The 14,609-nt window shown below is 68.8% G+C and carries 14 protein-coding genes and 1 tRNA gene; 11 read left to right on the plus strand and 4 right to left on the minus strand.

Features of this window, described 5'->3' with window-relative positions; translation table 11 throughout:
- Positions 1 to 33 precede the first annotated feature (33 nt).
- Positions 34 to 1,011 (plus strand): ATPase BagA, encoded by a 978-nt coding sequence (bagA, locus tag AC4IHM_RS15055; protein WP_490867546.1) that lies wholly within the window; start codon positions 34 to 36, stop codon positions 1,009 to 1,011.
- Positions 1,008 to 2,423: an ATPase BagB gene (gene bagB / locus AC4IHM_RS15060; RefSeq protein ID WP_490867547.1), complete on the plus strand. Its 1,416-nt coding sequence runs from the start codon at positions 1,008 to 1,010 to the stop codon at positions 2,421 to 2,423. The genes bagA and bagB overlap by 4 nt, the downstream gene beginning before the upstream one ends.
- A gap of 49 nt (positions 2,424 to 2,472) precedes the next feature.
- Here bagB and wblA read toward each other — a convergent pair whose 3' ends face one another.
- Positions 2,473 to 2,811: a transcriptional regulator WblA gene (wblA, locus tag AC4IHM_RS15065; RefSeq protein ID WP_192342007.1), complete on the minus strand. Its 339-nt coding sequence runs from the start codon at positions 2,809 to 2,811 to the stop codon at positions 2,473 to 2,475.
- A gap of 460 nt (positions 2,812 to 3,271) precedes the next feature.
- Here wblA and AC4IHM_RS15070 point away from each other — a divergent pair, with 460 nt between their 5' ends.
- Positions 3,272 to 5,596: a transglycosylase domain-containing protein gene (locus AC4IHM_RS15070; RefSeq protein WP_490867548.1), complete on the plus strand. Its 2,325-nt coding sequence runs from the start codon at positions 3,272 to 3,274 to the stop codon at positions 5,594 to 5,596.
- 95 nt (positions 5,597 to 5,691) lie between these two features.
- On the opposite strand, the gene AC4IHM_RS15075 is transcribed toward AC4IHM_RS15070, so the two are convergent.
- Positions 5,692 to 6,156, minus strand: coding sequence for a GatB/YqeY domain-containing protein (locus AC4IHM_RS15075; RefSeq protein ID WP_490867549.1), 465 nt, complete (start codon positions 6,154 to 6,156; stop codon positions 5,692 to 5,694).
- Between the two features lie 108 nt (positions 6,157 to 6,264).
- Here AC4IHM_RS15075 and AC4IHM_RS15080 point away from each other — a divergent pair, with 108 nt between their 5' ends.
- The 8 genes from AC4IHM_RS15080 to AC4IHM_RS15115 all read left to right on the plus strand — a co-directional run bounded on the left by AC4IHM_RS15080 (position 6,265) and on the right by AC4IHM_RS15115 (position 13,204).
- Positions 6,265 to 7,194 carry a metallophosphoesterase gene (locus AC4IHM_RS15080; RefSeq protein WP_490867550.1) on the plus strand — a complete coding sequence of 310 codons (930 nt, stop codon included), beginning with the start codon at positions 6,265 to 6,267 and terminating at the stop codon, positions 7,192 to 7,194.
- A 332-nt stretch (positions 7,195 to 7,526) separates the two neighbouring features.
- The gene (locus tag AC4IHM_RS15085) at positions 7,527 to 8,276 is read left to right on the plus strand and encodes a Pr6Pr family membrane protein (RefSeq protein ID WP_490867551.1); all 750 of its coding nucleotides are present in this window, start codon (positions 7,527 to 7,529) and stop codon (positions 8,274 to 8,276) included.
- 67 nt (positions 8,277 to 8,343) lie between these two features.
- A tRNA-Pro gene (locus AC4IHM_RS15090) sits at positions 8,344 to 8,417 on the plus strand.
- A 207-nt stretch (positions 8,418 to 8,624) separates the two neighbouring features.
- Positions 8,625 to 9,917 (plus strand): HNH endonuclease, encoded by a 1,293-nt coding sequence (locus tag AC4IHM_RS15095; RefSeq protein ID WP_490867552.1) that lies wholly within the window; start codon positions 8,625 to 8,627, stop codon positions 9,915 to 9,917.
- A gap of 122 nt (positions 9,918 to 10,039) precedes the next feature.
- Positions 10,040 to 11,419 (plus strand): IS1380 family transposase, encoded by a 1,380-nt coding sequence (locus tag AC4IHM_RS15100; protein ID WP_490867553.1) that lies wholly within the window; start codon positions 10,040 to 10,042, stop codon positions 11,417 to 11,419.
- Positions 11,420 to 11,606: 187 nt separating this feature from the next.
- Positions 11,607 to 11,852, plus strand: coding sequence for a hypothetical protein (locus tag AC4IHM_RS15105; protein ID WP_490867554.1), 246 nt, complete (start codon positions 11,607 to 11,609; stop codon positions 11,850 to 11,852).
- A 99-nt stretch (positions 11,853 to 11,951) separates the two neighbouring features.
- Complete coding sequence (locus tag AC4IHM_RS15110; protein ID WP_490867555.1) at positions 11,952 to 12,647, plus strand: P-loop nucleotide/nucleoside kinase family protein; 696 nt, start codon at positions 11,952 to 11,954, stop codon at positions 12,645 to 12,647.
- Positions 12,644 to 13,204 carry a phosphotransferase-like protein gene (locus AC4IHM_RS15115; protein WP_490867556.1) on the plus strand — a complete coding sequence of 187 codons (561 nt, stop codon included), beginning with the start codon at positions 12,644 to 12,646 and terminating at the stop codon, positions 13,202 to 13,204. The genes AC4IHM_RS15110 and AC4IHM_RS15115 overlap by 4 nt, the downstream gene beginning before the upstream one ends.
- A gap of 37 nt (positions 13,205 to 13,241) precedes the next feature.
- Here the strand turns inward: AC4IHM_RS15115 and AC4IHM_RS15120 are convergent, their stop codons facing one another.
- Positions 13,242 to 14,099, minus strand: coding sequence for a DUF1932 domain-containing protein (locus AC4IHM_RS15120; protein ID WP_490867557.1), 858 nt, complete (start codon positions 14,097 to 14,099; stop codon positions 13,242 to 13,244).
- On the minus strand, positions 14,096 to 14,557 hold the full coding sequence (locus AC4IHM_RS15125) for an HAD family hydrolase (RefSeq protein ID WP_490867558.1): 462 nt from the start codon (positions 14,555 to 14,557) through the stop codon (positions 14,096 to 14,098). The genes AC4IHM_RS15120 and AC4IHM_RS15125 overlap by 4 nt, the downstream gene beginning before the upstream one ends.
- Between the last annotated feature and the right edge of the window lie 52 nt (positions 14,558 to 14,609).

Consider the following 14,609-nt stretch of genomic DNA (forward strand, 5'->3'; position numbering starts at 1 on the left):
TACTCGGCGCGCGGACTGGTTACGCTCGAATACGTGAGCAGGCTCCAGGTCGTCAGCGGCAAGGGCGGAACCGGCAAGACCACGGTGGCCGCGGCCCTCGCGCTGGCCCTGGCCACCGAGGGGAAGCGCGCGCTTCTCGTCGAGGTCGAGGGTCGCCAGGGCATCGCGCAGCTCTTCGAAACGGAGGCGCTGCCTTATGAGGAGCGGAAGATCGCCGTCGCTCCAGGGGGCGGGGAGGTGTACGCCCTCGCCATCGACGCCGAACTGGCGCTGCTGGACTACCTCCAGATGTTCTACAAGCTGGGCAGCGCCGGCCGGGCCCTGAAGAAGCTCGGCGCGATCGACTTCGCGACGACCGTCGCGCCCGGTGTCAGAGACGTCCTGCTGACCGGCAAGGCCTGCGAGGCGGTGCGGCGCAAGGAGAAGAGCGGGCGGTTCGTGTACGACTACGTCGTCATGGACGCCCCGCCCACCGGGCGCATCACGCGGTTCCTCAATGTCAACGACGAGGTGGCCGGGCTCGCCAAGGTCGGCCCCATACACCATCAGGCGCAGGCCGTGATGCGGGTGCTGAAGTCGCGGGAGACCGCCGTGCACCTGGTGACGCTGCTGGAGGAGATGCCGGTCCAGGAGACCGTGGACGGCATCGCCGAGCTGCGGGCGGCCCGGCTCCCGGTGGGGCGGGTCTTCGTCAACATGGTCCGGCCCCGGGTGCTGGACGCCACCGCCCTGGAACTCGTACGGAGCACACCGCGTACGGCACTGGCCCGGTCCCTGTCCGCGGCCGGGCTCGGCGGGGCACGGCGGGGCGGGCTCGCCGAGCGGCTGGTGGACCCGCTGCTCGCGCAGGCCGGGGAGTACGCCGAGCGGCACGCGCTGGAGGAGGAGCAGCGGGGCGTCCTCGGCGGGCTCGGCCTGCCGCTGCACGAACTCCCGCTGCTCGCCGAGGGCATGGACCTGGCGGGCCTGTACGAACTCGCCACCGAGCTGCGGAAGCAGGGGATCGCATGAGTCCGGACCCGGCCCGCCCCCAGGAGGGTGCGCGGCACCTGTCCCCCGCGCGCGTGCTCGACGTCGACCTCCTGCTGGAGGACCCGGAGACCCGCATCGTGGTGTGCTGCGGTTCGGGCGGGGTCGGCAAGACGACCACCGCGGCGGCTCTCGGCCTGCGTGCCGCCGAACGCGGCCGCAAGGTGGTCGTGCTCACCATCGATCCGGCCCGGCGGCTCGCCCAGTCCATGGGCATCGACTCGCTCGACAACACCCCGCGCCGGGTGAAGGGCGTCGACGACTCGGCGGGCGGTGAGCTGCACGCCATGATGCTCGACATGAAGCGCACCTTCGACGAGATCGTCGAGGCGCACGCGGATCCCGACCGGGCGGCGGCGATCCTGGGCAATCCCTTCTACCAGTCGCTCTCGGCGGGCTTCGCGGGCACGCAGGAGTACATGGCGATGGAGAAGCTGGGGCAGTTGCGGGCGAAGGACGAGTGGGACCTCATCGTCGTCGACACGCCGCCGTCCCGGTCCGCGCTGGACTTCCTGGACGCCCCCAAGCGCCTCGGGTCCTTCCTGGACGGCAAGCTGATCCGGGTCCTGCTGGCACCGGCGAAGGTCGGCGGCCGGGCCGGCATGAAGTTCCTGAACGTCGGCATGTCGATGATGACGGGCATCCTGGGGAAGGTGCTGGGCGGGCAGTTCCTCAAGGACGTGCAGACCTTCGTGGCCGCGATGGACTCGATGTTCGGCGGCTTCCGCACCCGCGCGGACGCGACGTACAAGCTGCTCCAGGCGCCCGGGACGGCGTTCCTGGTGGTCGCGGCCCCGGAGCGGGACGCGCTGCGCGAGGCCGCGTACTTCGTGGAGCGGCTGGCGGCCGAGGACATGCCGCTCGCCGGTCTGGTGCTCAACCGGGTCCACGGCAGCGGCGCCGGCCGGCTGTCGGCCGAACGGGCGCTCGCCGCCGCGGAAAATCTTGAGGATCCCCGCATTGTGGATCAGGACGGCGGGAAAGCTGGAGTTCGTAACTCCCCCGACATGTACGGAAGTTCAAGTTTTACCGAGTCTTCGTCCGATCCCTCGTCCGATCTCACGTCCGAGTCCTCGCCCGGCACCTCGTCGGGGCCTTCTCCCGAGCCCTCTCCCGAGGCTTTCGACCCGTCCGACCCGTCGGACGACGACACGGACACGCCTGAGCGGTCCGCCGACCGGCTCGCCGCGGGTCTGCTGAGGCTGCACGCGGAGCGGATGCACCTGCTCGACCGCGAGCAGCGCACACGTGACCGCTTCACCGCGCGTCATCCCGAGGTGGCGGTCACCGAAGTGGCCGCGCTCCCCGGCGACGTGCACGACCTCGCCGGGCTGCGGGACATCGGGGTCCGTCTCGCGACGGCGCGGCCCGAGCTGCCCGAGGCGGACGCCTGACCCGACCGGGGCACACCCGACCGGGGCGTCCGAGGAACCCCCGGTCGGCTCAGCCCACGGCCGCGTAGTTCTCGTAGACCTCTTCGTCGTCGAGAGGCACGATGCCGACCCCTCGTTCGTACTCCGTCCGCGCCGTCTCCAGCAGCCTGCGCCAGGAGGTCACGGTGGGCCGTCGGCGCAGCAGTGCGCGGCGCTCCCGCTCCGTCATGCCTCCCCACACGCCGAACTCGACGCGGTTGTCGAGCGCGTCGGCCAGGCACTCGGTACGCACCGGACATCCGGTGCACACCGCCTTGGCCCTGTTCTGCGCTGCTCCCTGAACGAACAGTTCGTCCGGATCGGTAGTGCGGCAGGCGGCCTGCGCACTCCAGTCGGTTACCCAGCCCATACCGGCGCCGTCCTCTCCCGAATCGAGGCTCCCCCACGGCGGCAGCGGCATATTCACCGCCGCCAGTTGAGGACGTTACGGAAGGCGGGCACAGCGCAACACCCCCTTCGGGCCCAATCTTGAATGGCCCGAACGGACTATGGGTAAGCGGCAGATCACCCGGGGGAGTGAGCTGGCGACATGCGTGATGATCCCGGCAATCAGGTCATCTCCATTGCGCCACAACGGACACCGATTGACACACAAGGCGGATTCGGACACGTATCCCACACGCCGTGGCACGCGCCGGTGCACACCAACACGCCCCCCAGCGAGGCCCCTCGGAAAAAATTCGAGCGGATCCGGAACGATTCGGGGTCGCCGGACGTATTGATACGTGACCTCACTGCTGTGACAGTTGAGTGCAGCTTAGGCCAAGGCCTATACGCGTGTCCGGCGAATGAGAACGTAGGCTGCCTCCATGCCAAAGAAGCGCTCGGGCGGTGGTCTGTCGCCAACGCAGCAGGCCGCCAAGTTCCTCGGTGTCAGTGTGCTCGCGGGAGCAGTGCTGGCCGGTCTCGCACTGCCCGCGGTGGGCGCGCTGGGGCTGGCCGCCAAGGGGTCGGTGGAGAGCTTCGACGCGCTCCCGGCCAGCCTGAAGACTCCCCCGCTGAGCCAGCGCACCGCCATCCTCGACGCCGACGGCGGCACCATCGCCACGGTGTACTCGCGCGACCGCACGGTGGTCCCGCTGAAGGACATCTCGCCGTACATGCAGAAGGCGCTCGTCGCGATCGAGGACTCCCGGTTCTACGAACACGGCGCGGTCGACCTCAAGGGCGTGCTGCGCGCGGTCAACAAGAACGCGCGCAGCGGCGGGGTCTCCGAGGGCGCCTCCACGCTCACGCAGCAGTACGTCAAGAACGTCTTCGTGGAGGAGGCCGGCGACGACCCGACGAAGGTCGCCCAGGCCACCCAGCAGACCATCGGCCGCAAGATCCAGGAGCTGAAGCTCGCCATCCAGGTCGAGGAGGAGCTGGGCAAGAAGAAGATCCTCGAGAACTATCTGAACATCACGTTCTTCGGCCAGCAGGCCTACGGCGTGGAGGCGGCCGCCCAGCGCTACTTCTCCAAGTCCGCCAAGGACCTCAACGTCCAGGAGGCCGCCCTCCTGGCCGGCATCGTCCAGTCGCCCACCCGGTACGACCCGGTCAACGACGAGGCCGAGGCCACCAAGCGGCGCAATGTCGTCCTCCAGCGCATGGCCGAGGTGGGCGACATCTCGCGGGCGGAGGCGGCCGAGGCGCAGAAGGCACCGCTCGGGCTGAAGGTCAGCCAGCCCAAGAACGGGTGCATCACGGCCGCGAAGGACGCCGCCTTCTTCTGCGACTACGTGCGCGAGGTGTTCCTGAACGACTCGGTCTTCGGCAAGACCCGCGCCGACCGGGCCAAGATCTGGAACCAGGGCGGCCTGACGATCCGTACGACGCTCGACCCGCAGGCCCAGGAGTCGGTGCAGGAGTCCCTGAAGAACCACGTCTACAAGGCGGACTCGGTGGCCGCGGCGGTCACCATGGTCGAACCGGGCACCGGCAAGATCGTCGGCATGGGCCAGTCCAAGCCGTACGGCTACGGCAAGAACGAGACCGAGTACAACTACTCGGTCGACGCGGCCTACGGCGGCTCCAACTACGGCTTCCCGACGGGTTCGACGTTCAAGCCCTTCCTGGCGGCCGCGGCCCTGGAGGAGAACGTACCGGCGACCAAGGAGTACTCGTCGCCGTACGACATGGACTACCCGAGCCCCATCCAGACCTGTGACAAGCCCTGGATCAACGACCAGGACTACCGCGTGGAGAACGAGAACGAGTCGGAGGTCGGCCCGTACCGGCTGAAGGAGGCGATGGCCAAGTCGGTCAACACCTACTTCGTGCAGATGCTCTCCGACATCGGACTGTGCCCGGTGTCCACCATGGCGGACAAGCTCCACGTCCACCAGGGCAACGGCGACAAGCTGCCGCAGAACCCGTCCGCGCTGGCTCTCGGTTCGGTCGGCATGTCGCCCCTGACGATGGCGAGCGCGTACGCGACCTTCGCCTCGCGCGGCATGTACTGCACGCCGGTCGCGATCGAGTCGATCACGCAGAAGGTCGGCAACAAGCAGAAGTCGCTCAAGGTGCCGCAGTCGACGTGCTCGCGTGCCATCGAGGAGAAGACCGCGGACACCGTGAACACGCTGCTGCGCGGTGTGGTCGACTCCGGTACGGGTACGGAGGCCGGTCTGAGCGACCGCGACAACGCCGGTAAGACGGGTACGACCGACGAGCGGAAGAACGCCTGGTTCGTCGGCTACACGCCGAACATGTCGGGCGCCGTCTGGGTCGGCAGCGCCACCCAGAAGGTCGAGATGAAGAACATCACGATCGGCGGCGTCTACCACCCGCTCGTCTTCGGCGGCGCGGTCCCCGGCCCCATCTGGAAGGACGCCATGACGGGCGCCCTGTCGGGCAAGGACACCCCGTCCTTCAACCTCGTCGACATCCCGGACCCCGAGAAGGACAGGGGCGACAAAGGTGGGGACAAGGGCCGCGGCGAGGACAAGGGCCGGGACGACGGGAGCAACGGCGACGAGGGCGTCATCGGCGGCCTGATCGACGGCGGCACCGGCAACGGCGGCTCGGACGGCGACGGGGACGGGGACGGCGACGACGGTTCGGACAACGGCGGCAGGGACAACGGCAACTCGGGCGGCCGCTTCGGCAACCTCATCCAGGGCGCGGGCAACGGTCCCGGCGGACGCCGCTGACGAGCCGCGGCGGCCCGAGTCTTCCGCAACGGGTGAGGGCGTTCTCCACAGTCTGTGGAGAACGCCCTCACCCGTTGCTCACGCCGGCGGTGCCGTCAGCCGGCCAGCAGCTTCTTGACCGCGGCGGCGACCCGGCCGCCCTCGGCCTGCCCGGCCACCTTCGGGTTCACGATCTTCATGACGGCGCCCATGGCGCGCGGCCCCTCGGCACCGGCCGCCTTCGCCTCCTCGACGGCCTGCGCGACGATGGTGTTCAGCTCGTCGTCGGACAGCTGCTTCGGCAGGTAGGCGGCGAGCACCTCGCCCTCCGCCTTCTCCCGCTCGGCCTGCTCGGGGCGGCCGCCCTGCGCGAAGGCCTCGGCGGCCTCGCGGCGCTTCTTCGCCTCGCGGGTGATCACCTTCTGCACCTCGTCGTCGGACAGCTCCCGCTTCTCCTTCCCGGCGACCTCCTCCTTGGTGATCGCGGCGAGCGTCAGCCGGAGGGTGGCGGAGCGCAGCTCGTCGCGCTCCTTGATCGCGGAGTTGAGGTCGTCGTGCAGCTTCGACTTGAGCGTGGTCATGGGTCCGATTGTCGCAGGTGCGCGAGGACCGGCGCCCGGGGATTTGCGGGAGCCCGGCCGGACCGCACGCGGTCGGCCCCCCGCCACCGATTCTGAGACGATGGACGTATGCGCGCGCGATACGGAGTACCCCTGGGAATCACGGCGGTTGGCGCCGCCGGTCTGGTCTACGCGGCGGGGTTCGAGGCCCGCTCGTTCCGCCTGCGACGGGTGACGGTCCCCGTCCTGCCCGCCGGGATGCGTCCGCTGCGCGTACTCCAGGTCTCCGACATCCACATGGTCGGCGGCCAGCGCAAGAAGCAGCGCTGGCTGCGCTCGCTGGCCGGTCTGCGTCCCGACTTCGTGATCAACACCGGCGACAACCTGTCCGACCCGGAGGGCGTCCCGGAGGTCCTGGACGCCCTGGGCCCCCTGATGGAGTTCCCGGGCGCCTATGTCTTCGGCTCCAACGACTACTACGGCCCCAAGCTCCGCAACCCCGCCCGGTACCTGATGGAGAAGGCCCAGGGCCGCCACGGCCTGAACGGCAACGCGCCCGCCGTCGGCGTCGTCCACAACCCCTGGGAAGACCTCCGGGACGGCTTCGACGCCGCGGGCTGGCAGAACCTCACGAACACGCGGGGCACGCTCAAGATCGAGGGCGTGTCCGTCGAGCTGACGGGACTGGACGACCCGCACATCAAGCGGGACCGGTACGCGCAGGTGGCGGGCGGCCCGTCGGACACGGCGGACTTCTCGATGGGCGTGGTCCACGCGCCGTACCTGCGCGTCCTGGACGCCTTCACGGCGGACGGCTACCCGCTGCTGCTCGCCGGCCACACCCATGGCGGGCAGCTGTGCATCCCCTTCTACGGCGCCCTGGTCACCAACTGCGACCTGGACACGGGGCGCGTGAAGGGCCTGTCCACACACACGTCGGAGGGGCGTACGGCCCACCTCCACGTGTCGGCGGGCTGCGGTACGAACCGGTACACACCGGTACGTTTCGCTTGCCCGCCGGAGGTGACGTTGCTGACGCTGGTGGGGCGGGAGGGGTAGGGGCGGTTTGCGGGGTGGGGGTGGGCGGGGGCCCGGGTGAGCTTGGGAGGCTGAGGCGGGGTGAGCCTTCCGGAGCTGAGGTGGCTGGGGATGGGGCGGGGCGGGTGGAGGGCGGCGGTGGGCTCGCGGGGCGGGGCGGGGCGGCGGGATGGGATTGGCCGACTGGCCGGCCGAACCGGACCGGGATGGTCTGACCTGGACCGGGACCTGGATTGCACCTGGATTGGACCTTGGCCTGGACCGGGATGGGATGATCCGGCCTGATCCGGGCCGCGTAACCCACACGGCCCACCCACATAGCTCGACATATCCGCCATACCTACCTTGGGGCCATGACAGCCCCGATACCCAGGGACCTCCCGGACATCCCCGCACTCCCGGTTCGGCCCAGCCTGCTGCCCTCCCCCGTCCCGGCGACGGCGGTCCTGCCCCCCGTACGCCGTCCCCTGGTCGCGGTCTTCCGCCTCCTCACCGCGCTGCTGGCACTGACGGGCGTGACGATCGAGCTGTTGGCGGGCGGTCCGCTCACGAGAACCCTGAGCCACTTCACGGTCCAGAGCGGCATCCTGCTGGCGCTGGTGACGCTCGCCTCCGCCCGCTGTGCCTGGTCCGCGCACAACCCCCTGCCGGGGGCCCTGACGGGCGCGGCCCTGTTCTACGCCGTCGCGGCCGGCCTCGTGCACCACCTGCTCCTGGCCAACGCGGCGAGCCCGTTCGCCGCGGCGTCGGAAACCGGCGCGGGCTGGCAGGGCACCGCGACCGGGATCCTGCACACGGCGGTCCCCGTCGCCGCGGCCCTGGACTGGCTCCTCCTCACCGCCCCCGGCCGTCTGCACCTGCGCCACACCACCACGTGGCTGCTCTTCCCCCTGGCCTACCTGGCCTTCTCCCTGGCCCGCGGCGAGCTGCTCCTGCCCGGCAGCCAGGACCGCTATCTCTACCCCTTCCTGGACGTGGACCAGCACGGCTTCCGGGGCGTCCTGGGCAACGCCCTGCTGATCGGCCTGGCCCTCTACGCCCTCGCTGCCCTCCTGGTAGCCCTGGACCACATCCGCCCGAACCTGGTCCGCCGCCGCTGGTAAACCGGATTTCGCCTCCGGCCACCGGTGGGCTAAAGTAAACGACGTCGCCGCGACGAGCAGCGACAATCGGGGTGTGGCGCAGCTTGGTAGCGCGCTTCGTTCGGGACGAAGAGGTCGTGGGTTCAAATCCCGCCACCCCGACAGAGAAGTACCAGGTCAGGGGCCCGATCCGCATGGCGGATCGGGCCCCTGACTCGTTCCTGGAGATCGTTTGGGAGCAATCTGGGAGAAGATCTTGGTGGGCTTCTCCCAGCGGACGATCGCCCGGCATGGGGCACGCCTCCTATGCGTCCGCTCGTACCTGCGCGTGCGCAAACTCCAGTCGCCTACTCGGCCCGAGGACAGCCTGTGGACTACGGCTTCGGCAGCACCAACGACGCCGACAACAGCGCCTCCGAGCAAAGGGGGCGCCCGTGCGCGGTCTGCGGCACGGTGATGGAGTATTGGCGCCCGCGCAGCCAGAAGTACTGCTCCGATCCTTGTCGCACCTCGGCTGCGAAGAGGCAGCGGGTCGAACGCCCGAAGGACGCGCCGAAGGTGCGGCGCCCGAAGCAGACGCTCACGCCGGGGGCACCTCCGGTGCCCGACCTCGCCAGGACCCGCAAGGTTCCTGGTGATCCTTACTGGAACCCAATCCTTGCGGCTGCGGAACGTGCCACGGGCGGCGAACCTTGCCGGATCTGCGGCGAGCCCGTGCCAAAGAGCGCGCACTGGGAGCACCGTGATCGGCATGTCTGCTCAGGTCGATGCAACACCACTCTCAAACGGCGCACGAAGGCGCGGATCGCGAAGGGTGAAATCGACTTGGCCGCCATCCCGGATCGAGGTGACCGGTCCTCCGCCGGTGCCGACCAGCGCGCTCGGTTCGGGGCGGCACGGGAACCGCAGGTCTTCGGCACCAGGACGGCCGGCGACGACTTCCCCTATGAGTTCTACGGGTTGAGCCCCATCGAGGGCGATGTCATTGAGCGGCACGGCTCCATCACGATGTATGCCACCGCCACCTCCCTGGGGGCCGTCGATCTCGTCGCCCTGGTGCGTGCCAACTCCGAACCCGACGCCGAGCCGATGGTCGCGATCCACCAGCAGACCGGCGCACTCCTCGCGTACACGGATCGGGTCCTCTGGTGGACCAAAGTGCCCGGCCAGGAGCACCCCATGGTCCAGCAGACGTTGTTTGAGGGGGACGACGGGCAGTGGTGGTACTGGCAGAACGAAGTCTTCCGCGACGTGGACGAGGACGGGAAGACTTATGACTGGGAAGCCTGGGTCTGCGTCGCCGAGCCGACGCCCATCCTCTGGACCCCGGCGTACACCGCCCGCTCCGAAAAGCAGCGGCGCTCCACTCGGGCCCGCAACAGCTACCAGGCCCGCATGCGCGGCTACGGCGCTCTCAACGCAGGTGCTGATCAAGTGGACCCGTTTGACATCTACGAACGCGACCAATGGGTCTGTCAGTTGTGTCAGCGCCCGATGAATCCTGCCGTCGAATGGCCCGACCTGTGGTCCTCCACCCTCGACCACGTCAAGCCTGTTGCTGAGGGTGGGGCGCATACGGCCGAGAATCTGCAGGCAGTCCATTGGATCTGCAACATCCGCAAGGGAGACACCTGGGGGCCTGGCGAAACCCAGCGCTCTTAGCCTCGCGCTTTCGCGAGGTGGGTTGTCCGATGCTTGATCAAATAAGCAGAGAGTGCTCCTGACCTGCAACGATGGGACTTGTCTAGGGTCCTGTTAGCTGCACGGGAAGGAGCACTCTCCAGGTGAGTAAGCGTATCGGGTTGTACCCGCGTGTCCGCGTCGAGGGCGGTGGACGTGGGACGGTCTCGCAGGCCGGGGCGGTACTGCTGGCCGAGACGGTCCGCAAGTCCGGTCTGGATACAGCGATATCGACGACGCTGGCGCCCTGGCGCAAGCCACGGGCGGTCCACGACCCGGGCAAGATCCTGCTGGATGTCGCACTCGCTACGGCCTTGGGCGGGGACTGCCTCGCCGATGTCGCCATGCTGCGGGCCGAACCGGCCGTCTTCGGCCCGGTGGCATCCGACCCCACGGTCTCCCGGCTCATCGACGCCCTCGCCGCAGCCGGACCGAAGGCACTCACCGCGATCCGCACGGCGCGGGCCGAAGCACGCTCGCGGGTCTGGGCACTGGCCGGGGCGAATGCTCCGGCCGCCGACGGATTGGTAACTGTGGACATCGACGGCGTGCTCGTCCTTGCGCACTCCGAGAAGCAGGACGCCACTGCGACCTGGAAGAAGACCTTTGGCCATCATCCGCTCGTCGCGTTCGTCGACCACGGCCAGGCCGGCTCCGGAGAGCCGGTGGCCGCCCTGCTGCGGCCCGGCAACGCGGGATCCAACACCGCGAGCGACCACATTCAGACAGCCCAACTCGCCCTGGCCCAACTTCCCAAGCATCTGCGACGGGGCCGGAAGACACTGATCCGCACCGACTCCGCAGGCGGGACCCATGCCTTCCTCGACTGGCTCACCAGGCCGGGCCGGTGGCTGTCCTATTCCGTCGGAATGACCATCACCGAAGCCATCCATCAGGCCGTCTTGAAGATCCCGAAGAAGGCATGGACACCGGCCTACGACTCCGGCGGCACCGAGCGGCCCGGCGCCTGGGTCGCGGAGATCACCGACATACCCGACCTGACCACCTGGCCCAAGGGCATGCGGCTGATCGTCCGCAAGGAACGGCCACACCCCGGAGCCCAGTTGACATTCACCGACCTCGACGGACTACGGCTCACCTGTTTCGCGACCAACACCCAAGGCGGCCAGCTCGCCGACCTGGAACTACGTCACCGCCGCCGGGCCCGCTGCGAGGACCGCATCCGGAACGCCCGCGACACCGGCCTGCGCAATCTGCCCCTGCACGACACCGCCCAGAACCGGATCTGGCTGGAGATCGTCTCCCTCGCACTCGACCTCCTCGCCTGGATGCCGATGCTCGCCATGACCGCAGAAACCCGCCGCTGGGAACCCAAACGGCTTCGCCTGCGGCTGTTCTCCACCGCCACCCAGCTGGTCACCACCGGCCGCCGCCGCCGGCTCCGCTTCACCGCCCAATGGCCATGGACCCATGTGATCACCCGAGCGATCCAGCGACTCACAGCCCTACCGAACCCCGGCTGACCAGCAACTCCGACCGCCCCGACGAGCCATCGCAACATCCCGGAGCCGTGGAACCCGACGCCCACCCGACGCGACAGCCGGACCGCCAACCTGCCCCCACCACACGAAACCCCGCACCTCACAACCACAGAGCCCCCGTCAGCGAACCGACGAGGACTCATGAACGATCGAGGCTAGGCTCCGGATCATGACCAGAGATGGGCAGGCGGTAGACGCGGTGGGGAAGAGTCGGCCGGGCTGGCGCCCGGACAGGTTGAGGCAGCAACGCGAAGCCCACGGCCTGACGCTGGAGGGCGCGGGCGAGCAGCTACGTGAGGTGGCCCGGGCCGCCGGACTCGCGGTGCCGGCCGCCAACTTCCGGACGCTGTGGCAGCACGAGCAGGGCGAGATCTATCCCGGACCGCACTACCGCCGCGCGTACTGCCTGTTGTAGCGCGCGACCGAGCCCGAACTCGGCTTCCGTAATGCCCTGCCCGACGAGGCCAGGAAGCTCAAGTTCACTGCGTCGAGCGAACCGCACAACGGGGCCCACGTGCTGGCGGTGGAGCGCGCGTTGCTCCAGCTATCGCCGGGTACGGAGGAAACCGACGGGCAAGGGGTACAGCAGCCAATCCTTGACGCCTGGAAGCGCCGTCACACCGGCGGCGACCCGAACAAACCGACACTGCTGATGGTCGGCGGCTACGCCAGCAGCGGGAAGTCGGAGTTCGCCCGCTTCATATCCCAGCTCACTGGTTGGCCGGTTCTCGACAAGGATCCGATCACGCGTCGCCTCGTCGAGCGCCTTCTAATAGAAATGGGCAGTGACCCCAACGACCGGCACACCGACCTCTACCGGGAGAAGGTTCGCCCGCTGGAATACCAGTGCCTGCTGGAGACCGCGTACGCGAATATCGACTGCTCGATCAGCACGGTCCTGAGCGCACCGTCCATCTCCGAGTCCACCGACCCTCGGTGGATGGGCCGCCTGATCAATCGCTGCGAAGCGCGCGGCGTCACCGTGGCCGTCGTCTGGATCCAGTGCGACCTCGACACGATGCACGAGTACATCACCTTCCGGTCCGCCGCCCGGGACAGCTGGAAGCTCCAGAACTGGGACACGTACGCCGCCGGGATCGACCTCGAACTACGGCCCGTAGTACCGCACTTGGTCGTCGACAACCGGCTCGGCGCTACGGTATCCCTCACGGACCAGGTGCGCCAAGTCTTCGGCACGGTGTTCCAGTGAGGCGAGGCATCCTGCTGTACGGGCCGCCAGCGGCGGGCAAGGACACGATCACGGCAGCACTGACCGAACTCGACGAACGTTACGTGCCGTTCACCCGTATGAAGATCGGGACCGGGAAGACCCAGGGCTACCGAATGGCCACACCGGAGCAGCTGGCCGCCCAGGAAGCACGCGGCGACGTCATCTACCGCAACGACCGGTATGGCAACGTCTACGTCGTCGACCGCCCCGGCCTCGACCAGGCCATGGAGGGCAGAAGGACTCCCGTCGTCCACCTCGGCCAGATTGCGGGGATGGAGCAGGTGACCGCCCTCTTCCCGGCACAATGGGTGCGCGTCCTGCTGTGGTGCTCCAAGGAGACCACCGCCCGGCGCTCACCGCAGCGGGGGGACACGGACACGGCGGCTCGGCTGGCCGCGTGGGACGCCACACGGGCCGATCTCGTGAGTCATCCGCAGGCTCACTGGGAGTTGCGCGTGGACACGGATGTGACGGCGCCTCGTGAGGCCGCGCAAAGGATCGACGACATCGTCTGCGCCACATCACCTCGTTCCTGACGGCCAGGAGGGTAGCGAACTGACGCACGCTCGCCGCTCAACTCGGGCTGTTCAGGTCGCCTTCGACGCGCAAGGCTTCCAGCGCCTCGGCGATGCCCAGGCGCTCGTCTCTGCTGCCGTCCCATCGGGCGAGTGCGGCGGCAGCGGCGCGCATGAGTTCGTCGGGCAACCCGACATCACTGAGCAGAGCCGCCGCGTCCTCAAGCTCCGGGCCCCAACGCCAGGCGCGGGCGGCGGACTTGGGGATGTAGTCGGTCTCCACGAGGTAGCTGCGGGTGCGCTTGGCCGCGATCTCCAGCAGCTCGTCCGCGACACCGTACGAGTCCGCCGCCCCATACGCGACAGCGGCCAGCACGCGGGAGACCTTCTGGTAGCTGGAGTACGCGAGCTTGAGTGCGGAGGCTTTCCCGATGCTGTCGCCCAGGACGTGAGACCGCACATCGGTGCCGACAAAGAGTTCAGCGATCAGGTCGGGCTGTTTACCAGGGCCGGACAGATAGAGAGTGGGGTACTTGCCGCCCACCGGAGGCGATCCGACCACGGCGGCGTCGACGACCGGCATCGGGGTCAGACGGTCAGCGATGCGCTGCACGCGCGAAGGCGAGACGGCGTTGGCTTCAACGTAGATCGCGCCCACGCCGACCACACCGAGCCCGGCCACCTGAGCAGCAGTCTCCTCCGCTGCAGCAGGAGGGCATAGAGAGAGCAGCACGTCGGAGCGGGAGATGAGCTCTGGCAGCGCCTCGGCTTCGAGGCCCGCATGCTCGGCCCGGCGGCGGGTTGCGTCGCTGCGTCCGTCAGGACACCACAGGACGATGTGGCCGCGGGCGCGCAGTTGGGCGCCGAAGGCTGATCCCATGCTGCCGGGGTGCAACAGCCCGATGGTGTGCTTCATGTCGTGGTCCTCGTGTTGCCTGCGGAGTGCTGAAGCAGCAGGTCGATGGCAGCACGTGCATGCGGCACCGTGTGGTCCGGCCCGGAATCTTCCATCGGCCAGGAACGGTCGTTGCCGATCCAGATGGTGCTCAGCCCCGCGGAGCGTCCGCCGCCGATGTCGTTTACGGGGTTGTCACCGACCATCCAGCCGCCGTCGCCCGGCACGGCGCCACAGCGGGCCGCCGCCAAGGCGAAGTACCGGATCTGCGGTTTACGCGTGTCGGCCTCATCGGAGATGAAGACGCCGTCCACGCGCTCGGCGATCCAGGTGGCCTGCAGCTTGGTGCGTTGGATTTCCACTGCACCGTTGGTCGCCACTCCCACCCGCCGGCCGACCGCACGCAGCTCGTCCAAGCCGTCGAGAACCTCGGCCTGGCCGACACCAAGGCCCCGATATTGGTGCAATACGCGCGCCACAATTCCGTGGTCGAGATAGGCAGCCGATAGCGGGTGCGGATCATGTCGAAGG

This window comes from Streptomyces sp. SL06 (assembly GCF_058244745.1).

What these genes read in the sequence shown, in the direction of transcription:
- bagB (WP_490867547.1), top strand. Translation starts at nt 1,008, where the DNA reads ATGAGTCCGGACCCGGCCCGCCCCCAGGAGGGTGCGCGGCACCTGTCC.
- wblA (WP_192342007.1), bottom strand. Translation starts at nt 2,811, where the DNA reads ATGGGCTGGGTAACCGACTGGAGTGCGCAGGCCGCCTGCCGCACTACC.
- AC4IHM_RS15070 (WP_490867548.1), top strand. Translation starts at nt 3,272, where the DNA reads ATGCCAAAGAAGCGCTCGGGCGGTGGTCTGTCGCCAACGCAGCAGGCC.
- AC4IHM_RS15075 (WP_490867549.1), bottom strand. Translation starts at nt 6,156, where the DNA reads ATGACCACGCTCAAGTCGAAGCTGCACGACGACCTCAACTCCGCGATC.
- AC4IHM_RS15080 (WP_490867550.1), top strand. Translation starts at nt 6,265, where the DNA reads ATGCGCGCGCGATACGGAGTACCCCTGGGAATCACGGCGGTTGGCGCC.
- AC4IHM_RS15085 (WP_490867551.1), top strand. Translation starts at nt 7,527, where the DNA reads ATGACAGCCCCGATACCCAGGGACCTCCCGGACATCCCCGCACTCCCG.
- AC4IHM_RS15105 (WP_490867554.1), top strand. Translation starts at nt 11,607, where the DNA reads ATGACCAGAGATGGGCAGGCGGTAGACGCGGTGGGGAAGAGTCGGCCG.
- AC4IHM_RS15120 (WP_490867557.1), bottom strand. Translation starts at nt 14,099, where the DNA reads ATGAAGCACACCATCGGGCTGTTGCACCCCGGCAGCATGGGATCAGCC.